Origin of the sequence: Kribbella sp. VKM Ac-2571, assembly GCF_004362255.1 — a bacterium.
GTDB classification, from domain to species: Bacteria; Actinomycetota; Actinomycetes; order Propionibacteriales; family Kribbellaceae; genus Kribbella; species Kribbella pratensis.
Window position 1 is genome coordinate 21,848 of sequence record NZ_SNWS01000022.1, and the last position, 18,429, is coordinate 40,276.

Sequence of the window (18,429 nt, forward strand, 5' to 3'; positions counted from 1 at the left end):
ACGCGCAGGCCATCACAACAGCGCCGCCCGAGCCCATTCCCGCGTAACGCCCCCGGCAGCGGCCAATTGTGATGGCCTGGGCGTCCGGCATTCTCTTGACAAATTTTCCTGTCAAGTGGAGATTGAGGAGATGCTGCGGTACGTCGAGGAGCCCGAGAAGGTGCGGTTGGCGTTGTCGCCGATCCGGCGGCAGCTGCTCGAGCTGCTGCGGGAGCCGTCGTCGGCGACCCAGCTCGCGGCCGCGCTCGACCTGCCGCGGCAGCGCGTGAACTACCACCTTCGCGAACTGGAGAAGGCCGGCCTGCTCGAGCTCGTCGAGGAGCGCCGACGGCGCGGATTCACCGAGCGGATCCTGCGCGCGTCGGCCGATCTGGTCGTCGATCCGGGCGTCATGGGCCGTGCGTTCACGCAGATCCAGGACCAGTACGCCGCCGAGCACCTGGTCGAGGTCGCCGCGGGCACGGTGCGGGACGTCGCGCGGATGCAGACCGCAGCCGACGCCGACGGGAAGCGGCTGCTGACGTTCACGCTCGAGACCGAGGTGCGGTTCGCGGAGCCGGGTGACGTCCACCGGTTCACCGACGCGTTGACCGCCGCGATGCAGCAGGTCGTCGAGGAGTTCGACAGCGAGGGCGGGCGGCCGTACCGGCTGATCGCGGGCGGGCATCCGGCGCCCCGCCGTACCGAGGGAGAGACATGAAGATCGTGGTGACGGTGGCCGCCCCGGTGGAAACGGTGTGGGACGCGCTGCGGAACAAAGAGAAGATCCGACACTGGCACGGCTGGGAGTACGAAGGCGGTCTCGAGCAGGAGATCGAGCAGATCTACTTCACGGGAGTCGACGAGGACGGTACGACGCTCCGCCTCGGCAACGGTGACGAGTTCGCCGTCGAGGCGGTCGAGGGCGGATCCCGGATCACGCTGACGCGCGCGCCGCTGGGCGCCGACCCCGAGTGGGACGCGTACTACGACGACGTCACCGAGGGCTGGATCACGTTCCTCCACCAACTCCGCTTCGCCGTCGAACGGCATCCGGGCGATCCCCGCCGTACCTTGTTCTACTCGGGCACCGGCGCAGTCTCCCCCGCTCACGAACTGCGGATTCCGGCCGGCGACGCGTTCGACCTCGACCTGCTCGGCGAGAGCGTCAAATGCGAGGTCTGGTACCGCTCCGACCACCAGCTCGGCCTCACGGTAGATGCCTGGGGCAACGGCTTGCTGGTGCTCAGCCACATCCCGCCCGGCGACCGGAAGCCGGAGGGCGCCACGATGGCGATCCTGTCGGTGTACGGCGACACCGACCGCGACGAGCTCGAGACCCGCTGGCGCGCATGGTGGACCGAACGCTACCCACAGGAACTCGAGCTTCCCGAGTGACGAGGCCGGCCGCCGCACCCCCGAAGGTGCGGCGGCCGGGTTCTCTTCAGTGCGTCAGCTCAGGTTCAGGCCCGTGTCGTCGATGACGAACGAGGTCTGCAGCGAGCTGTCCTCGGTGCCGGTGAAGCTGATCGACACCGTCTGGCCGGCGAACGACGAGAGGTTGAACGACTTGAGCGAGTAGCCGCTCGCCTTGTTCAGGTTCGAGTACGTCGCCAGCGTGGTCGAGCCCGCCTTCACCGTCAGCTTGTCGTACTGCGTCGACGTGGTGGTCTCCGCAGAATCGATGTGCAGGTAGAAGGAGAGCGTTGCCGAGCATCCGGCCGGGATCGCGACCGACTGGCTCAGCGTGTCGGTGTGGGTCGAGCCGTAGCCGTCCAGCCACGCCTTCCAGGTGCCGCCGTGCGCGGGCTGGGAGGTGCTGTTGTCGATCACTCCGGACGACGCCGACCACGGCGCCGCCGTACCGGTCTCGAAGCCCGGGTTGCCGAGCTTCTGGCCGGAGCAGCCGCCGGTGCCGCCGATGGTGAAGGTGAACGACGTGCTGCCCGAGCCGCCGGCGCTCGCGGTCGCCGTCGCGGTGACGTTGAACGTGCCGCTCGCGGTCGGCGTACCGGACACGGTGCCGGTCGACGAGCCGATGGTGATGCCGGCCGGCAGACCGGACGCCGACCAGGTGTACGGCGCGGTGCCGCCGGACGCGGTGAGCGTGAACGGCGAGATCGCCGTACCGACCGTGCCGGTCTTGTTGCCCGGGTTCGTGACCGTGACACCACCCGACGTGGAGCAGGTCGGGTCGGCCGTCTGAGCCGGCACGCTGACCGCGTCCCAGGCCGCTTTCACGGTGTTGAACTCGGTGCAGCTGCCCGGGTACAGGTTCTTGGCCGCGGTCAGCGTCCAGGTCCGGTACTTCAGGTAGGAGCTGCTGCTGGTCTTCATCAGCATCGCGTTGTACATGATCCGGATCGCCTTCTGGATGCCCAGACCGGTCACCGATGAGCTGTTGCAGGTCGGTACGTTCGGCGAGCCGCCGCTGCCCTGCGAGAGCAGGACGAACCAGTGGTCGCCCGGACCGGCCGCGGCGTGCACCTCGGAGCCCGGGACCGAGCTCGAGTAGCAGCTCGGGTCGCCGACCTGCGACGGGTCGTACATGTTCCGGATCGGGCCGTTGCCGACCAGGTTGACCTCTTCACCCACGTAGAAGTCCGGCGGGTCGTAGGCCGACGCCTGGTTGCTGTACCACTCGGTGGCCGCGCCGAACGTGTCGGCGACGAACTCCTGCGTGCCCGAACCCGAGATACCGCCGGGGGTGTGGTCGTCGATGCCGTGACCCAGCTCGTGGCCCACGACGTCCATCGAACCGATCCATTGGCCGGCGTTGTTGTGACCGACCTGCACCTGGGTGCCGTCGTAGTACGCGTTCACGTCGGCCAGGCCGACGCGGATCGGCCAGCCGCCGCCGTTGCCGTCGAACCCGTTGCGGCCGAGCCAGTCGGTCAGCATGTGCCGCTCGGTCTGCGCCGTGAACAGCGCGTCGACGCAGCCCGTCTCCCTACTGGTGGCGTTGCCGTTGCCCCAGTTGTCGTCCGGGCCGGAGAACGTGGTGTTGTTCGCCGCGTCCTGGCAGGACTGGTTGGTGGTGTTCGGGTCCTTCATCGAGTACGTGCTTCCGGACAGCGTGGTGTCCAGGTGGACCGGGCTCGGTCCGCTGTACGCCGCCGTACCGTTGCCGGCCATCACGTGCTCCTTGGTACCGAGCACCTTGCCGCTCTGCGCGTCGACGTACACCGACAGGCTCGACGGATCGTGGCCGTTGTTGCCACTGACGCGGGACTGCCACACGAGCCTCGGGGTGCCGTTCAGGGCGTAGACGGCGAGTGTCGGCGTGGTCGACGAGTCGACCTTCTTGAGCTGCTTCGCCGCCGTCTTCTGCGCGGCCGCGGGGGTCACCTTCGCGGTCGTCGACAGCTCCGGTACGGCGGTGGTCTGGGCGACCGAGGTGTACTTCACAGCACCCTTCGCGTCGGTGACCACGACGAAGTCACCACCGACGACCGGGAGGCCCTTGTACGAACGCTCGTACGGGACGTACTGCAGACCGGACTGCTCCGAGATCACCGGCTTCGCGGTGAACTTGTCGTCCTTCGAGGCGTGCAGGGCGCTCGGACGCCCCGCCACGAGGGAGGAGGCGGAGTCGGCGGCGAACGCCTTCGACTGCGCCTGTGAGGGCCGCGGCGGAGGCGCCGCACTCGTCGCCGCACCGGCCGACGATCCGAACCCGGCGAGTGCTGCCGCAGCGAGGCTGGTGGCCCCGACGACGACAGCGACCTTGCGGGAACGCTGAAACAAGACCATGGATGTGGTCCCTTCGCGATGTGGTGCTTGGGCGGGTTGCGCCTCGCCGGACTGCAGGCGGTGCACCACTCCGCCTGGAACCTCCGGCCTATCCATCGGGCGGGCTGTCCGGAAGACCCCTTTCCATCCAGCCCCGATAGATCGCGCGGACGGACACTATGTCCGCACCCCCACCCGGGCAAGGCGCTGTCGTGCCGTTGGCACCCCCAAGACAACTGACCGCGTTGTCATCACTACTAAGCGCTGACAAACCCTCCCAAATCCTGAGATTCATCACGACCACACCTGGAATTTGGCGGGTGGGGTGAGGAGTTCATCGCGGACCGTGATGGGGCTGGTCAGCGTGTCTTCGCGGACCGTGGCCGGGGGTGGGTGAGCGGGTTGTCGCGGAGGGTGGGGGCGTGGCGGTGGGGTGGGACTGCTGGTGGTCCGGGGCTGGTCCGAATGGCAGAATCACGCAGACGGGTTGGCTGCCGCGGGGTGCTGGCGGCGGGACCGGATCGCGATCAGGACGACGCCGGCTGGGGTGTGAGTGGAAACCGAATTCGTGCTGTCGCTCGGCGAACAGCAGTGGACGCTGCAGGCCGGGACCGACACGATCACCATCGGCCGCGCCTCCAATGCCGACATCCGGCTGCAGGCGGACGACCAGATCTCCCGCATCCACGCCCGCCTCAACCGCGACGGCGGCACCTGGACCCTCCACGACGAGTCCCGCAACGGCACCGGCCTCAACGGCCGCCGCCTCACCGCCCCCACCCCCCTCACCAACGGCGACCGAATCCACATCGGCCGCTCGATCCTCACCTTCCACAAATCCACCACCCCCACCGCACCCCCAGCACCTCCCGCCACCTCGGCCTCCGCCTCCACCCCGGAGCCGCCACCCGCCGCACCCACGCCTGCACCGGCGCAAGCCACCCCCACCCCGCCGGACCCCGAGGCGCCGTACGCCGACCCACCACACCCGCCCGCGTACGCCGCCCTCACCCCAGACCCCCAGGACGAACCGAACCCGTTCCCCCCACCCAACCAACCACCCACCACCCAGTCCCCCCACGCAGCCCCGCCCCCCGCCACGAGCCCGTTCCCCCCGGACGAGCAACCGCAAGCCAACAGCCCGTTCGCGCAGAACGAGCAGCCGCACGACGCCAACCCGTTCGCGCCGGACGAGCAGCCCCACGACGCCGGGCCGTTCGCACAGAACGAGCAACCGCACGCCACCAGCCCATTCGCGCTAGACGAGCAACCGCACGCCACCAGCCCATTCGCGCAAGATGAGCAGCCGCACGCCGCCGGGCCGTTCGCGCAGAACGAGCAACAGCACGCCGCCAACCCCTTCGCGCAAGATGAGCAGCCGCACGCCCCCAGCCCATTCGCGCAGAACGAGCAACCGCACGACGTCAGCCCATTCGCGCCGGATGAGCAGGCGCACCCCGCCGGGCCGTTCGGGGCGAACGAGCAGGCGCACGACGCTAACCCGTTCGCGCAGGACGAGCAGGGGCGCGACGCTGGGCCGTTTGAGTCGGAGGGTGGGCGGGGTGCGGATGCTGATGAGTACGTGGTCGGCGTAGAGGGTGGTGCGGCTGCGGGAGTGGATCCTGGGTTTGAGGGGGGAACGTGGGCGGCTTATCCGTCGGCGGACAACCCGGAGCCGGTGCGGTCGCCGGCGGAGATCTCCGCGCAGATGGATCAGTCGGAAGCGAACTGGAACGCGTCCGCCGGCTGGCCCGAACCGACCGATCGGCGGGCGTCGACCGCGGGCCAGTTGCCCGGCGCGGACGACCGGCTCGCGAGGTCGGAGCGACTCCCCGGATCACGGCGGTTGCCCGGAGCGGAGCGACTCCCCGGATCGGAGCGGTTGCCCGGAGCGGAGCGGCGTACAGGCGACGGCGATGATGCCGTGGGGACGGTGCGGTTGGGGCGGGTGCTGGTTGTGGCGGGGGCGGTGATCGTGGTCGGGATGGTTGTGAACCTGGTCGTCACGTTCCTCGCCGACGGCCCTGGTGGCGTGCTCAGGTGGTTGGTGCCGCCAGGTATCGCACTCGTGGTGGCGATGGTCCTGGCGCTGCTTGATGCGGCAGCCCCGAAGGACCACCGGCCGAGCCGTCTCACCGTGCCGGTTCTCGTCGCGATCGGCGTGGTGCTCGGCGGCGTCGGGATCGGCGGGTTCGCGCTGACGGCGGGCGCGCAGTACGTCGGCGGCTACCTGACCGGCAACGAGACCGGCGAGGACCGGCTGATCAAGCCGGTCTCGAAGCCCGGCAGCGGTGTCACGATGACCGTCGAGAACGTCACGTACACGAGCCATTTCACGCGCGTCGAGATCAAGCTGGTCAACACCGCCAAGCAGTCGATCACGGTCCCGATCGACGGTACGACGTTCACCGCCGGCGACGGCACCACCCTGCGCGCCGACCCCGGCCGCAGCGCCTGGCCGAGCCGGATCGCGACCGGCGGCACCGAACACGGCACGCTCACGTTCAAGGGTCACCTCCCGGACAGCGCCACCGCGGCAGTGCTCACGTTCAAGTCCGGCAGCACGTCCTTCGCCATCTCCAAGATCACCCTCAGCAACTGACCTCGAGCACCCCCGGCCGACTTACATCGAAAATTGATATAGTCGCCGCAACCCACCACCGCGGTGGGCCCGGAGGGAGCGGCGACATGCTGGACGTCGACCGGTTGACCACGGTCATCGAGGACTTCAACACGATCTTCATCCGCCTCCCGTCCGTCCGGCGGCTCAACTTCTCGGCGCTCTCGGTGCTGCACACGCTCCACCGGCGCGGGCCGCTGCGCCTCACCGATCTGCTGGCGACCGAGCAACTGAAGCAACCCGCCCTGACCAGCCTGGTCGCGAAACTCGAGCAGGACGGCCTCGTCCAGCGCCGCCCCGACCCCGCCGACGGCCGCGCCAGCCTGCTCTCACTGACCCACACAGGCCAGGAGCTCGTCCGATCCCGGCACACGAACCGGGTCGCGAAACTGACCGCGCTCGTCGAGCAACTCACTCCCGACGAGCGCGCAGTACTCGCAGGCTCGATCGACGTACTCCACCGCCTGACCGAACTCGCTGAGGACACCCCATGATCCCCACCCCCATCGCCGTGCCCGACGAGGTTCTCGATGACCTCCGCCGCCGCCTGCGCGCGACGAAGTGGCCGCGCGACGCCGGCAACGACGACGGTTTCTACGGCGTACGACGTACCCGCCTGCAACCGCTCGTCGAGTACTGGGCCGACGGCTTCGACTGGCGCGCCGCCGAGAAGGCGATCAACGCGTACGACCACTACCGTGTCGACGTCGGCGACGTACCGGTGCACTTCCTGCGCCGGCCGGGCGTCGGCCCCCGGCCGATCCCGCTGATCCTCAGTCACGGCTGGCCGTGGACGTTCTGGCACTGGTCGAAGGTGATCGACCGGCTCGCCGACCCCGCGTCGTACGGCGGTGATCCGGACGACGCGTTCGACGTGATCGTCCCGTCGCTGCCCGGGTTCGGCTTCTCGACGCCGACAGGTGCGGACATGAACTTCTGGAAGATCGCCGACGTCTGGCACGAGCTGATGACGGGCGTCCTCGGATTCCCGAAGTACGCCGCGGCCGGCTGTGACGTCGGCGCGCTGGTGACGGGGCAGCTCGGCCACAAGTACGCCGATGAGCTCTACGGGATCCACATCGGGTCGGCGCTGAAACTCACGTTCTTCAACGGCGACCGCGGCTGGGACCTGAGCGGCGGCAACCCGATCCCGGAAGGGCTGCCGCCCGCGATCCACGCCCGCATCATCGAGCTGGAACGTCGCTTCGCCGCGCACCTCGCCACGCACGTCCTCGACCCGAGCACCCTCGGCTTCGGGCTCGCCGACTCCCCCGCCGGCATGCTCGCGTGGATCCTCGAACGCTGGCAGAGCTGGTCGGAGGGCGACGAGGCGTTCACCGACGACGACCTGCTCACCCACGCGACGATCTACTGGGCGGGCAACGCGATCGACACCTCGATCCGCACGTACGCCAACAACAACCGCTACCCGTGGACGCCGTCCCACGACCGTACGCCGGTGATCGAGGCCCCGACCGGCATCACCTTCGTCGGCCACGAGGACCCGCCCGGCGTCCACACTCCCGAGGAACGCGTGCAGAACTTCCTCGCGAGCGACCGCGCCGCCTGGTACAACCACACCAACATCACCGCCCACCCCAACGGCGGTCACTTCATCCCGTGGGAGCTCCCCACCGAGTGGACCGATGACCTGCGGCGAACGTTCCGTCCCTTGCGCTGATCCGGCTCGGCTCGACCGCGACGTACGGTGGAGATCGTGCAGACGATTCTGATCACCGGTGCGACAGACGGCCTGGGGCGCGAACTGGCGCTCCGACTGGGTACGGCGGGAGCTCGCGTGCTGATCCACGGACGGGACGCGGCCCGCGCCGAGCAAGTGCGGGCCGACATCCGCGCCGCGGGCGGTCCCGAACCAGAGATCCTGCTGGCCGATCTCGCGGATCTCCACCAGGTCGACAAGCTTGCCGACAGCATCGACAGCGAACTCGACGTGCTGGTCAACAACGCCGGCATCGGCGGCGGCAAGCCCGGTACGACGCGTGAGGTGAGTGCCGACGGCATCGAACTACGGTTCGCGGTCAACTACCTCGCCGGCTACCACCTGACGAGACGCCTGCTGCCGCGGCTCGCGCGCACCGGCCGGATCGTCAACGTGGCGTCGGCCGGTCAGCAGCCGATCGACTTCGACGATCCGATGATGGAGCGCGGCTGGGACGGGTTCTCGGCGTACCAGCGGAGCAAGCTGGCGCAGATCATGTTCACCATCGACCTCGCCGCGGAGCAGTCGGTCGTGGTGAATGCGTTGCACCCGGCAACGTTCATGGACACCACGATGGTGACCGAGAGCGGCGTCAGCCCGATCAGCAGCGTCGCCGAGGGTGCCGACGCCACGATGCGGCTGATCACCGCACCGGACGTGCCGACCGGGCGCTACTTCAACGGCCTCCGCGAGGCCCGCGCCAACGAGCAGGCGTACGACGCCCACGCCCGCGCACGCCTCCGCGCCCTCTCGGACAACCTGGTCACGACCGCCCTCCGGTAAGCGCTCAGCGCCGGAAGAACGCGGCCGTTGCGGGGTCGGCCGGGAGGTAGGTTTCGACGGCGATCTCCTCGAGGGTGATGTCGAACGCGGCGCCGAACGTGGTGACGGCGCTGAGGAACGCGAGGTCGACGCCGCGGTGCTGAATGTGGATCGGAAGAGCGATGTCGGCCGGGTCCGGCGGTGTGGTGTCGACGGGGCCGTGGGCAACGAGTTCGTCGTACAGCTGATGGAGTTCGGGGTCACCGGAGGCCGCTGCCTGGCGGGCGAGGCGGGGCAGTAGGTACCCGCGAACCTGCTCCAGGTTGCGGATCCGCGACGCCAGACCGTCCGGGTGCAGGCCGAGGCGCATGAGGTTGATCGGTGCTCTGAGCAACTTCTTGTCGACACCGGCGAGGAACACGTTGAACGAGTCGTTCGCGAGCAGAAGGTTCCAGCGGCGGTCGACGGCGACGGCCGGGTACGGCGCGTGCGCCCGGACGAACTGTTCGAGGGCCGCGCGGACCCGCGTCATGTCCGGGTCGTCCAGCGGTGTCTGCCGGTACACGGGCGCGTGGCCGGCCGCGACCAGCAGCCGGTTGCGTTCCCGCAGCGGTACGTCGAGCTGCTCGGCGAGGTGCAGCACCATCGCACTGCTCGGAATCGTCCGCCCGGTCTCCACGAAGCTCACATGCCGCGACGACACGTCCGCCCGGATCGCGAGGTCGAGCTGACTCAGCTTCCTCCGCCGCCGCCACTCCCGCAACAACTCCCCAACCGGCCTGTCGTCACTCACACCCCCGATTATTGCGAGGCCCGGCCCGACCTCCCAGATAAACGATTGATTAACGGAGAGTCGCAAGAAAAGACCTCGACTCCCCTTCCGTGCGCGGGCGGGAGATCCGACAATGGCGCCAGAGCCACACACGGTCATCATCGTGAGGGGCGCAAGGATGACCAAGATTCTGGTGATCGACGACGAGCCGGACCTGATCCGGTTCGTTCGGCGGGCACTCGAGGCCGAGGGATATCAGGTACTGGGCGCGACCGACGGGCTGGCGGGCCTTCAGCTGGCGCTGGAGCACCGGCCCGCGCTGATCGTGCTCGATCTCGTGATGCCACGGATGCACGGTGAGGCGGTGCTGTCGGCGTTGCTGGCGCAGGACCCCGGTTTCCGGATCCTCGTCCTGTCCGCCACCGCGGACATCCAGCTGCGGATCGGATGTCTGGAGCAGGGCGCGGTCGATTTCCTCGCGAAACCGTTCGCGATCCGCGAGCTGATCGCCCGGGTCCGTGGCCGGCTCGGCGAGGACGCGAGCAACCGGCGCAAGAACCGGCTCCGGGTCGGTGACATGGTGCTCGATCTCGAGGCCCGGCAGTTGCTGATCGACGGCCGCCCGACGACGCTGCCGAAGCGCGAGTTCCTGCTGCTGCGGCACCTGATGCGCAATCCTGACGTGGTCTGTTCCCGGCAGGAACTGCTGTCGGAGGTGTGGGGCTACGACTTCGACCCGTCGACCAACGTCGTCGACGTCTGCGTCGGCCGGCTCCGATCGAAGATCCGGCCCGACCTCATCCTGACGGTGCGCAATGTCGGGTACCAGCTCCAAAGTGCCTGACCTGGCGGGACTGCGGGCGGCCTACTTCCGGCCCGCGCAGCGGATCGGTCTGCTGATCGACATCTCGGTGGCCGCCGTCGTCGTCGGCATGCTGGGGCTGATGATCGTGCTGCCCAGCCTCGAAGCCGGGCCGTTCCACCTGATGTTCCTGGCGGTGGCGATCGCCTACGGCTACCGGACCTGGCCATTGGTCCCGATCTTGTCCGCGACGGTCGCGTTCACCCTGCTGGGCGGCTGGCTGATGGCCGAGCAGGCCGCCGCGGGACGGTTGCCGAAGGCCGAGCTGGCCGAGATCGCGTTGATGCCGATGGTGCTGCTGGTGATGATCTGGCACGTCCGGCGCCGGGTCGCGGCGGTCGAGGAGCTGGAACAGATGGCCGGCCGGCAGCTCGAGGCGGTCCAGCGGGAACACGAGTTCGTCCGGGACGCGTCGCATGCGATCCGGACCCCGGTGACCATCGCGCGCGGCCACCTGGAGCTCGTGGCCGCCGGGGAGCTGGACGAGGAGGTGCGTTCGGACCTGTACGTCGCGATGCTGCAGCTCGAACGCCTGACCGCACTGTCCGATCGGCTGCTGGCTGTCGCGCAACTCGACTCCGGTGGCGCGCTGTCCGAGAAGCCGACCGACCTGGGCAGCCTGATCCGGGAGCTGGCCGCGAACTGGTCGGCTCAGCCGGACCGGACCTGGCGCTTCGACTGCGAGCCGACCGGCTGGGTCCTGGCGGACCCGGAGTGGATCGAACAGGCTCTGGACGCCCTGATCGAGAACGCGCTCAACTTCACGTCGGCGGGGGGCGAGATCAGCCTGCGCTGCTGGAGAGCCGACGGCCACTGCATCGTCGAGGTGGCCGACTCCGGCCCGGGGATCGAGCCGGAGGACCTGCCGTACGTCTTCGACAGGTTCTGGCACCGGATGCCGCCGAACGGCCGGATGGGCACCGGTCTCGGGCTCGCAATGGCGCGGTCCGCCGCGATCGCGCACGGCGGCGAGCTCACGGCGAAGAACGGGCCGAACGGCGGCGCCGTCTTCGAGCTGCGACTGCCGGGCGGCTGACGAGTCGATGACGGCCACGTCATCTTTGTTGCCTCGGCCGGACCTCCGGGCCACCCTGCAGTGGGGAACCCGCTGCGTACGTCGCCCGAGGTCCGGACGCACCCCACATGCTCCGGGCGCCGTGCCGGTTCCGGTGAACGACACCCCCTCGTCGTGACCGGACGCCCGAACCGGTTCGGCTCGGGGCGTACGCAGCCGTTCTCCTACCGCCGGCAGGATCGATTACGTCAAACCGATGATGCGATCCGGCACCACCCGGCCGCACTCTGTGGCTATGACCTTCGCGGAGGGGCCACGACGATACGACGACCTCGGCGCCTACGAATACCAGCCCTGATCACGATCGGTGACGAGTCGATCCCAGACAAGCTGAACCCGAAAGATGGCGTGAAGATGACCGAATCATGACGAATGCCCTTCTGCTCTGCCTCTTCCGCCTGGCGACAGCCTCTACTGGTCGGTGAAGACCGAGACGCGCGCCTTGGGGGCTCGTTCAGGGAGGCCAGGTCGGCAGTGACCGTCCGTGGTCGTCGAGGGCTTGGTGACGTGGTGCCGCGGTGGGCGGCCGGCTCGGTCGGGACCTGAGGGGGGTGACCGATGAGCTCTGGCGACGCGTCGCCGGCAAGGGGTGGATTTGCCGACGATCCGGAGCACCTGCTGCGCCTGTGTCATGATCTGCGGCAGTACGTCGCCGCGGGTCTCTGCTTGTCCGAGCCGACGGCCGATCCCGGCGCGGAGCCGGCCAGGCTGGCGCTGATCCGTCAGCAGTTCGACGCGATCGCCGAGCTCCTGGACGTCGAGCAGGCGCCCACCCGACGGATCGGCGGGGTCAACCTGACCCAACTGGCCGGTGAGTGCGCCGACGTGGTTCGCCTGACGTACCGCGCACCGGTGATCTTCGAACGTGTCGCCCGGGTGGTGGTCGCCGGAGACCAGGCGCTGCTGCGCCGTGCGATCGGCAACCTGCTCGACAACGCCTGCCGCGCGGCCGGCGGCACCGGCCACGTCCAGGTCAGCGTCGGGACGGCCGACGACGAGGCGTACGTCGAGGTGTCCGACGACGGCCCGGGCTTCGGTGACGTCGCCGCCGGAACGGGCCACGGTCTGCAGGTGGTGGCCGCGGCAGCGCGCACGTACGACGGCCGGCTGGAGATCAGCAGCGTTCCTGGTAGCGGAACCACCGTCCGGCTCTGCCTGTCCGGCGGGCACCGCGCGGTGAGGCCGGTATGAAACTGGCTGTCTGCGAGCAACACTGGTTGTTCGCCTCGGTCCTCGCCGCCGCCTTCGAGGGGCAGGGCCACGAGATCGTCACGTCCACCGATGATCCGCAGCAGTTGTTCGACGCCGCGGATCGCTGCCCTCCGGATGTCTACGTGCTCGACGCCCCGGCGGTGGCCGGGTTGCCGCGCCGCACCGGCCGGACGCCGTACGTCGTGCTGCTCGCCGACGCGCAGGACGATCTGGCCTGGGACGCCTTCGACCACGGGACCGCCGACGGAGTGGTCAGCAAGGCCTGCAGCCTGCGGACCGTGCTCGACGTGACCGAATCGGTTGCTAACGGCAATCACATCGCCCTGGGCCGGCCGGCCCAGGGCCGGCGCCGGCAACATCCTGTCATCGAGCCGCTGACCGCCAGAGAGCTGGAAGTACTGCGCCTGGTCGTCCGGGGCTACACCACCGAACAGATGGCCGGCGTGCTCGGAGTCAGCAGGCACACCGTCCGCACCCATGTCCAGCAGTTGCTTCGCAAGCTCGGTGTGCACGGCCGCGGCAAGCTCGCCCGCGCGGCCGCCGACGCCGGACTGGTCGATGTACGGGAACTGCTCGAGGGCGGCCGCCGGTGACGGCACCGGCCGGTGTGGCGATCCTGCTGGTCGACGACCATCGGGTCTTCGCCGAAGCACTGGCGAATCTGCTCGCGGCCGAGCCCGGTATCGGCCCGGTCGGCACCGCGTCGAACCTCCGCACCGCGCGGATGCGGATCGCGTCCGCCCGGCCGGACGTGGTGCTGCTCGACCTGTCGCTGGGCGAGGAGTCCGGCTCCGACCTGCTGGCCGAGCTGATGGCCGAGCCCGGCCCGCCGGCCGTGATCATGCTGTCCGGGAGTGCCGATCCGCGGCTGATCGTGCACGCCCTCGACGCGGGCGCCCGCGGCTGGCTGGCGAAGACCACCAGGCTGACCGCCGTGGTCGCGGCGATCTGGCAGGTCCTCGACGGTCACATGTACCTCGGACCCGCGACGCTCGAACCCGTGCTCGGCCATCTCCTGGGCGATCTCCGCCGGCGACGCTCGGCAGCCGGATTCGTGGACCGGTTGACGCCACGCGAACTCGACGTCCTGCGCTGCCTGGTGTCGGGGATGACCAGGGCCGAGGCCGCCGCCCACCTGTTCGTGTCCACGAACACGGTCCGGACCCACATCCAGAGTCTGCTTCGGCGGTCCGGCCAGCATTCGGCGCTCGCACTGGTCGCCTTTGCCCGCTCACACGGTGTGACCGGCATCGACGAGACCGAAGAGTCCGTAATCCCCGCCGAGCCCGGATCATCCTCTTGACGTAGAGGTTCTCGTCTCACCGGCGGGCGCGGGCAGCGGTCACAGCCCGTAGCGTCAGTGGACATCAAGGCCCGTGGGGGGCCTCGAGGGGGCATCGGGATGACTACCCGAATCACTGCTGCTGTGCCGCGTCCAGGGCTGCGTCCAGGGCTGCGTCCAGGACTCCGTCCGGCGCCGGCCGAGGACATCGCCGTACCGTTCGCCGACTGTGACATCACCGCCGAGGCGCAGGCCGCCGTACTGCGGGTCCTGCAGTCCGGGTGGGTGACGACCGGCCGCGAGGTCGCGGCGTTCGAGGCCGAGTTCGCGACCGCGGTCGGTGCCGAGTTCGCGGTGGCCGTATCGTCTTGCACACAAGGGATCGAGCTCGCCCTGCGATCGCTCGGACTACCGCCCGGGTCATTGGTGCTGAGCTCGACGATGACGTTCTGCGGCGCAGTCCAGGCGATCGTGCACGCCGGCCACCAGCCGGTTCTGGTCGACGTCGACCCGGCCACCGGCATGCCGACACCGGCGACGGTGCGCACCGCCGTACGGGCCTACGGGCCGCCGGCCGCGCTGACGGTTGTGCACTGGGCCGGCGACGTGGCCGACGTGCCCGCGCTGGTCGAGGCGGCCGGCGTACCGCTCGACCGCGTGGTGGTGGATGCGGCGCATGCGCTCGGCACGTACGCCGGCGACGCGCCGGTCGGCTCCGGTCCCGGGACGACTTGTTTCAGCTTCTACGCCACGAAGAACCTGCCGCTCGGCGAGGGCGGGATGATCACCACCGACGACGGTGAACGCGCCGAGTGGCTGCGGAAGGCTCGCCTGCACGGAATGACGGCCGACGCCTGGCGACGGTATCTGCCCGGCGGCAGCTGGCGCTACAACGTCGCCGACGCCGGCCTGAAGGCGAACATGACCGACATCCAGGCTGCGATGGGCCGGGCGCAGCTCGTGCACCTCCCGTCCTGGCAGCGCCGGCGCGCCCAGATCGCTGCGCGGTACGACGAACAGCTCGCAGGACTGCCCGGCGTCGGGCTGCCGCACCGCCCGGCTCCCGGGGACGGCACGCACGCCTGGCACCTGTATCCGGTGCGGCTGCGGCTGAACGGCGGGGTCGACCGCGACGAAGTCATCGCCGCACTCTCCGAACGTGCCATCGGCACATCGGTGCACTTCATCCCGGTCCACAAACTCGCCTACTTCAGCCAGGCGGCCCTGATCCCGTCGGCCGGGCTGACCGGAGCGGACGCGCTGTTCGACCAGCTGCTGTCGCTACCGATGTATCCCCGGCTGACCGCCGAACAGGTCGACGCGGTGTGTACGGCGATCACCGGCATCGCACATCAGGGCATCTCAGGAAAGGGAACGGAATGAGTGAGCCGCTGCTCCTGCAGAACCATGACAAGAGCCTCTTGCGGACCGTTGTCGTCGGGGCCGGTGAGGCCGGTCTGGCCCTGGCCCGCGACCTGCACCGGGTCAGCTCGTTCGGTCTGGAGCCGGTCGGTTTCCTCGACGACGATCCCGCCAAACGCGGCCGCCGGTACGGCGGACGCCGGGTCCTCGGCAACCTCGACGACCTGGAGGAGGTGCTCGAGCGCTCCCGGGCCGACGTCGTGGTGGTCGCCATCCCGTCGATGCCGTCGCACGAGGTGAGGCAGCTCGGACTGCGCGCCGCCGCCCTGGGCGCGACCGTGCTGCACCTGCCGCCGTTCCTGGCCGCGCTGCAGCGGCAGGTCGCCGGCACCGACATGCAGGCGCTCCAGGTCGGCCCGCTGATCGGCCGGCCGGAGATGCACGTCGTCAGCCGGCACGCCCGGGACGAAATCGCCGGCAAGCGGGTCCTGGTCACCGGCGCCGGCGGATCGATCGGCAGCGAGCTGTGCCGGCAGGTGCACGGCTTCGGTCCCGAGCAACTGATCATGCTCGACCACGACGAGTCCAACCTGCACCGCACCCAGCTCGAGCTCTGGGGCGAGGCGCTGCTGGACACCGAGAACACCGTGGTCGCGGACATCCGCGACAGCGAACGGCTGTTCCAGCTGTTCCGCGACCATCGGCCCCAGATCGTCTTCCACGCCGCGGCCCTGAAGCATCTTCCGGTCCTCGAGCGGCACCCGTGCGAAGGCGTGAAGTCGAACGTCCGCGGCACCCAGAACCTGGTCGAGGCCGCGATCGCCCACGACGTCGAGCGGTTCGTGCTGATCTCCACCGACAAGGCCGCCAATCCGACCTCGGTGCTCGGGGCGACCAAGCGCCTGGCGGAGCTGGTGCTGGAGTCACAGCGGACCGCCGGCACGATCCTGACCGCGGTACGGTTCGGCAACGTCCTCGGCAGCCGGGGCTCGCTGCTGCATGTGGTCCGCGACCAGCTCGCCGGCGGTACACCGGTGACGATCACCCACCCGGACGTCAGCCGGTTCTTCATGACGATCGAGGAAGCCGTCGGGCTCGTGCTGGAGGCGGCGCGGATGTCGCACGGCTCGGCGACGTATGTGCTGGACATGGGCGAGCCGGTGCGGATCGTGGACCTCGTCCACAACTTCGCCGCCCTGCTGAACATCCGCGACGTCGATGTCAGGTACACGGGGCTGCGGCCGGGCGAAAAGCTCACCGAGGAGCTGTTCGGCGCCGGCGAGGAAGCCACGCCGACCGATCATCCGCGGATCTCGATGACCGTGGCGCCGCCGCCGCCCGCGGGCTTCCGGGCCGGGCTGCGAGAGCTGTACGACGCTGCCGGGCACAACCGCCCGGACGAGGTGTTCCGGCACCTGCGCGCGCTGGTTCCGGAGTACTGCCCGTCGCCCGGGCTGGTGTCGGCCGGTGCGCCTTACCCGGACGGCTTCTGACCGCACACATCTGACGACGAGAGACTGCGAGTACAGCATGACCACTGAGGCCAGGCCGCCACTGGACGTCCGCGTCCTCGACGGTACCGTCGATGTCCCCCCGACGGTCTTCGATGACCCCACCCTGCTCCCGGCGGGCCGGGCGACCATCTCGGCGCTCGGACATCGTGTCGAGGGCGCGGACCTGGCCGCTCCACCGGTGGTCCTTCCGGACTTCCACCACAAGTCGAAGATGGAGCTGCCGTCGAGTGTCGCGGTGGCGACCAACGGCACCGTTCGTCCCGAGCTGACCAGTTCCTCGGTGAACTGCGGGATGGCGCTGATCGCCGTCGACTCCGAGGTACCGGACGAGCGGGCCGTCGATGTCTTCATGCGCGCGGTCCGCGAACGGTACCCGTACCCGACCCGCGGAACCGCCGAGCTCAGCCGTCAAGACGTCGCCAAGGCGGTCGGCGCCGGGTCCGAGTTCAGCGTGGACCGCTGGGCAGCACCGGCCGACGACCTCGAGCGGATCGAGGAGGGCGGCCGGATCGACCTCGAGCGGTACGGCGGTCTCGACCGGCTGCGCACCGAACTCCCGGGCCTCGCCTTCCAGCTGGCCCGCTACCGCTTCGGGACCATTGGCCCGTCCAATCATTTCGTCGAGCTCCAGCGGGTCGAGGAGATCCTCGACCCCGAACGAGCCGCCAAGCTCGGTGTCGGCCAAGGCCAGCTGACCATCCAGTACCACGGCGGCGGCGGCGTGTTCACGGGTGAGATCGGGCGGCTGTTCTTCCGCCGCAAGGACTACCCGGCGCAGCTCAAGGCAGTGAACGCTGCGCTGAAGCCGTGGTTCCACCTGCGGTCGGCGCGATCCTTCGCCCAACTGCAGGCCCGGCTCGGGCTGTACTTCACGGCCGGCTGCACACCGCTCCCGCTGGCCAGCGACGAGGGCCGGCGGCTGATGCTCGCCACCGCGGCCGCGATGAACTACGGGTTCGCCTTCCGGACCGCGACGTACGCCGCGCTGCGCCGGATCGCGGCCGAGTCGTTCGGCGGCGCCGTCGGCCGACTGGTCGTCGACTCACCGCACAACAGCATCTACGAGGAGCCGGTCGGGGACCGTACCGGCGTCGTCCACCGGCACAACGCCTGCCGGGCCTTCCCGGCCTCGATGATGACGCCGGGTACGACGTTCGCCGAGACCGGTCAGGCCGTCCTGCTCCCCGGCACGCACCGCACCTCCAGCTATCTGGCCGTCGCCGGCGACCGAGCCGCGACCAGCCTGTACTCCGCCTGCCACGGCGCCGGCACCGTAGTCTCCGACCTGGTGGCCCGCGGCGTCTCCGGCGACGACCCGCTCAAGCGGAAAACGCGCCGCTACCGGTACGACGACGGTGCACCCACCGACGCCTTCCACTTCGACGACCGCGGCGTGAACGCGGCCCTCGACGTCCTCGTCCGCAACGGGCTGGTCAAGCCGGTAGCGCGGATGCGTCCTGTCGCAGTTCTGCACTGACGGTTCGGAGCGAACAATGAGCAAGCATTCACGGAGCCTTGCAGTGGGGACGGTCATCGG

The 18,429-nt window shown here is 69.5% G+C and carries 16 protein-coding genes; 14 read left to right on the top strand and 2 right to left on the bottom strand.

The features are described from left to right. The first annotated feature begins 115 nt into the window (after window positions 1-115). Together EV651_RS35855 and EV651_RS35860 are read left to right on the top strand one after the other, a co-directional pair. Complete coding sequence (locus EV651_RS35855) at window positions 116-700, top strand: transcriptional regulator (protein WP_238157415.1); 585 nt, start codon at window positions 116-118, stop codon at window positions 698-700. Continuing rightward, complete coding sequence (locus tag EV651_RS35860) at window positions 697-1,377, top strand: SRPBCC domain-containing protein (RefSeq protein ID WP_133789710.1); 681 nt, start codon at window positions 697-699, stop codon at window positions 1,375-1,377. Before EV651_RS35855 ends, EV651_RS35860 begins: the two co-directional genes overlap by 4 nt. A 54-nt stretch (window positions 1,378-1,431) precedes the next feature. On the opposite strand, the gene EV651_RS35865 is transcribed toward EV651_RS35860, so the two are convergent. Next, a complete protein-coding gene (locus tag EV651_RS35865) occupies window positions 1,432-3,732 on the bottom strand; it encodes a M4 family metallopeptidase (protein ID WP_133789711.1) in 2,301 nt (766 codons plus the stop codon). Between the two features lie 532 nt (window positions 3,733-4,264). On the opposite strand from EV651_RS35865, the gene EV651_RS43070 reads away from it, so the two are divergent. The 4 genes from EV651_RS43070 (at window position 4,265) to EV651_RS35885 (ending at window position 8,834) form a co-directional block, all read left to right on the top strand. Further along, a complete protein-coding gene (locus tag EV651_RS43070; protein ID WP_133789712.1) occupies window positions 4,265-6,313 on the top strand; it encodes an FHA domain-containing protein in 2,049 nt (682 codons plus the stop codon). 86 nt (window positions 6,314-6,399) lie between these two features. Further along, window positions 6,400-6,825: a MarR family winged helix-turn-helix transcriptional regulator gene (locus EV651_RS35875; protein ID WP_133789713.1), complete on the top strand. Its 426-nt coding sequence runs from the start codon at window positions 6,400-6,402 to the stop codon at window positions 6,823-6,825. Then, entirely contained in the window at window positions 6,822-8,012 is a 1,191-nt protein-coding gene (locus EV651_RS35880; protein ID WP_133789714.1) for an epoxide hydrolase family protein, read from the top strand. The genes EV651_RS35875 and EV651_RS35880 overlap by 4 nt, the downstream gene beginning before the upstream one ends. A gap of 36 nt (window positions 8,013-8,048) precedes the next feature. Then, window positions 8,049-8,834: an SDR family NAD(P)-dependent oxidoreductase gene (locus tag EV651_RS35885; RefSeq protein ID WP_238157416.1), complete on the top strand. Its 786-nt coding sequence runs from the start codon at window positions 8,049-8,051 to the stop codon at window positions 8,832-8,834. Window positions 8,835-8,838: 4 nt separating this feature from the next. Here EV651_RS35885 and EV651_RS35890 read toward each other — a convergent pair whose 3' ends face one another. Then, window positions 8,839-9,606 (bottom strand): helix-turn-helix domain-containing protein, encoded by a 768-nt coding sequence (locus EV651_RS35890; protein WP_238157417.1) that lies wholly within the window; start codon window positions 9,604-9,606, stop codon window positions 8,839-8,841. A gap of 157 nt (window positions 9,607-9,763) precedes the next feature. On the opposite strand from EV651_RS35890, the gene EV651_RS35895 reads away from it, so the two are divergent. From EV651_RS35895 to EV651_RS35930, 8 genes are all read left to right on the top strand, one after another. Next, window positions 9,764-10,429 (top strand): response regulator transcription factor, encoded by a 666-nt coding sequence (locus tag EV651_RS35895; RefSeq protein ID WP_166658901.1) that lies wholly within the window; start codon window positions 9,764-9,766, stop codon window positions 10,427-10,429. Then, window positions 10,422-11,483, top strand: a complete 1,062-nt coding sequence (locus EV651_RS35900) for a sensor histidine kinase KdpD (protein ID WP_166658902.1) — start codon at window positions 10,422-10,424, stop codon at window positions 11,481-11,483. Before EV651_RS35895 ends, EV651_RS35900 begins: the two co-directional genes overlap by 8 nt. Before the next feature lie 597 nt (window positions 11,484-12,080). Then, the gene (locus EV651_RS35905) at window positions 12,081-12,713 is read left to right on the top strand and encodes a sensor histidine kinase KdpD (protein ID WP_133789718.1); all 633 of its coding nucleotides are present in this window, start codon (window positions 12,081-12,083) and stop codon (window positions 12,711-12,713) included. Then, the gene (locus EV651_RS35910; RefSeq protein ID WP_133789719.1) at window positions 12,710-13,327 is read left to right on the top strand and encodes a response regulator transcription factor; all 618 of its coding nucleotides are present in this window, start codon (window positions 12,710-12,712) and stop codon (window positions 13,325-13,327) included. The genes EV651_RS35905 and EV651_RS35910 overlap by 4 nt, the downstream gene beginning before the upstream one ends. After that, the gene (locus EV651_RS35915) at window positions 13,324-14,037 is read left to right on the top strand and encodes a response regulator transcription factor (protein WP_133789720.1); all 714 of its coding nucleotides are present in this window, start codon (window positions 13,324-13,326) and stop codon (window positions 14,035-14,037) included. Before EV651_RS35910 ends, EV651_RS35915 begins: the two co-directional genes overlap by 4 nt. A gap of 99 nt (window positions 14,038-14,136) precedes the next feature. Next, window positions 14,137-15,399 carry a DegT/DnrJ/EryC1/StrS aminotransferase family protein gene (locus EV651_RS35920; protein WP_133789721.1) on the top strand — a complete coding sequence of 421 codons (1,263 nt, stop codon included), beginning with the start codon at window positions 14,137-14,139 and terminating at the stop codon, window positions 15,397-15,399. Then, window positions 15,396-16,871: a nucleoside-diphosphate sugar epimerase/dehydratase gene (locus EV651_RS35925; protein WP_133789722.1), complete on the top strand. Its 1,476-nt coding sequence runs from the start codon at window positions 15,396-15,398 to the stop codon at window positions 16,869-16,871. The genes EV651_RS35920 and EV651_RS35925 overlap by 4 nt, the downstream gene beginning before the upstream one ends. A gap of 37 nt (window positions 16,872-16,908) precedes the next feature. Beyond that, window positions 16,909-18,369: an RtcB family protein gene (locus tag EV651_RS35930; RefSeq protein WP_133789723.1), complete on the top strand. Its 1,461-nt coding sequence runs from the start codon at window positions 16,909-16,911 to the stop codon at window positions 18,367-18,369. Window positions 18,370-18,429: the final 60 nt, after the last annotated feature.

Excerpts from the sequence above, each read along its gene's own strand:
- EV651_RS35880 (WP_133789714.1), top strand. The coding sequence starts at position 6,822 with ATGATCCCCACCCCCATCGCCGTGCCCGACGAGGTTCTCGATGACCTC.
- EV651_RS35920 (WP_133789721.1), top strand. The coding sequence starts at position 14,137 with ATGACTACCCGAATCACTGCTGCTGTGCCGCGTCCAGGGCTGCGTCCA.
- EV651_RS35895 (WP_166658901.1), top strand. The coding sequence starts at position 9,764 with ATGACCAAGATTCTGGTGATCGACGACGAGCCGGACCTGATCCGGTTC.
- EV651_RS35905 (WP_133789718.1), top strand. The coding sequence starts at position 12,081 with ATGAGCTCTGGCGACGCGTCGCCGGCAAGGGGTGGATTTGCCGACGAT.
- EV651_RS35875 (WP_133789713.1), top strand. The coding sequence starts at position 6,400 with ATGCTGGACGTCGACCGGTTGACCACGGTCATCGAGGACTTCAACACG.
- EV651_RS35860 (WP_133789710.1), top strand. The coding sequence starts at position 697 with ATGAAGATCGTGGTGACGGTGGCCGCCCCGGTGGAAACGGTGTGGGAC.
- EV651_RS35865 (WP_133789711.1), bottom strand. The coding sequence starts at position 3,732 with ATGGTCTTGTTTCAGCGTTCCCGCAAGGTCGCTGTCGTCGTCGGGGCC.
- EV651_RS35930 (WP_133789723.1), top strand. The coding sequence starts at position 16,909 with ATGACCACTGAGGCCAGGCCGCCACTGGACGTCCGCGTCCTCGACGGT.
- EV651_RS35925 (WP_133789722.1), top strand. The coding sequence starts at position 15,396 with ATGAGTGAGCCGCTGCTCCTGCAGAACCATGACAAGAGCCTCTTGCGG.
- EV651_RS35910 (WP_133789719.1), top strand. The coding sequence starts at position 12,710 with ATGAAACTGGCTGTCTGCGAGCAACACTGGTTGTTCGCCTCGGTCCTC.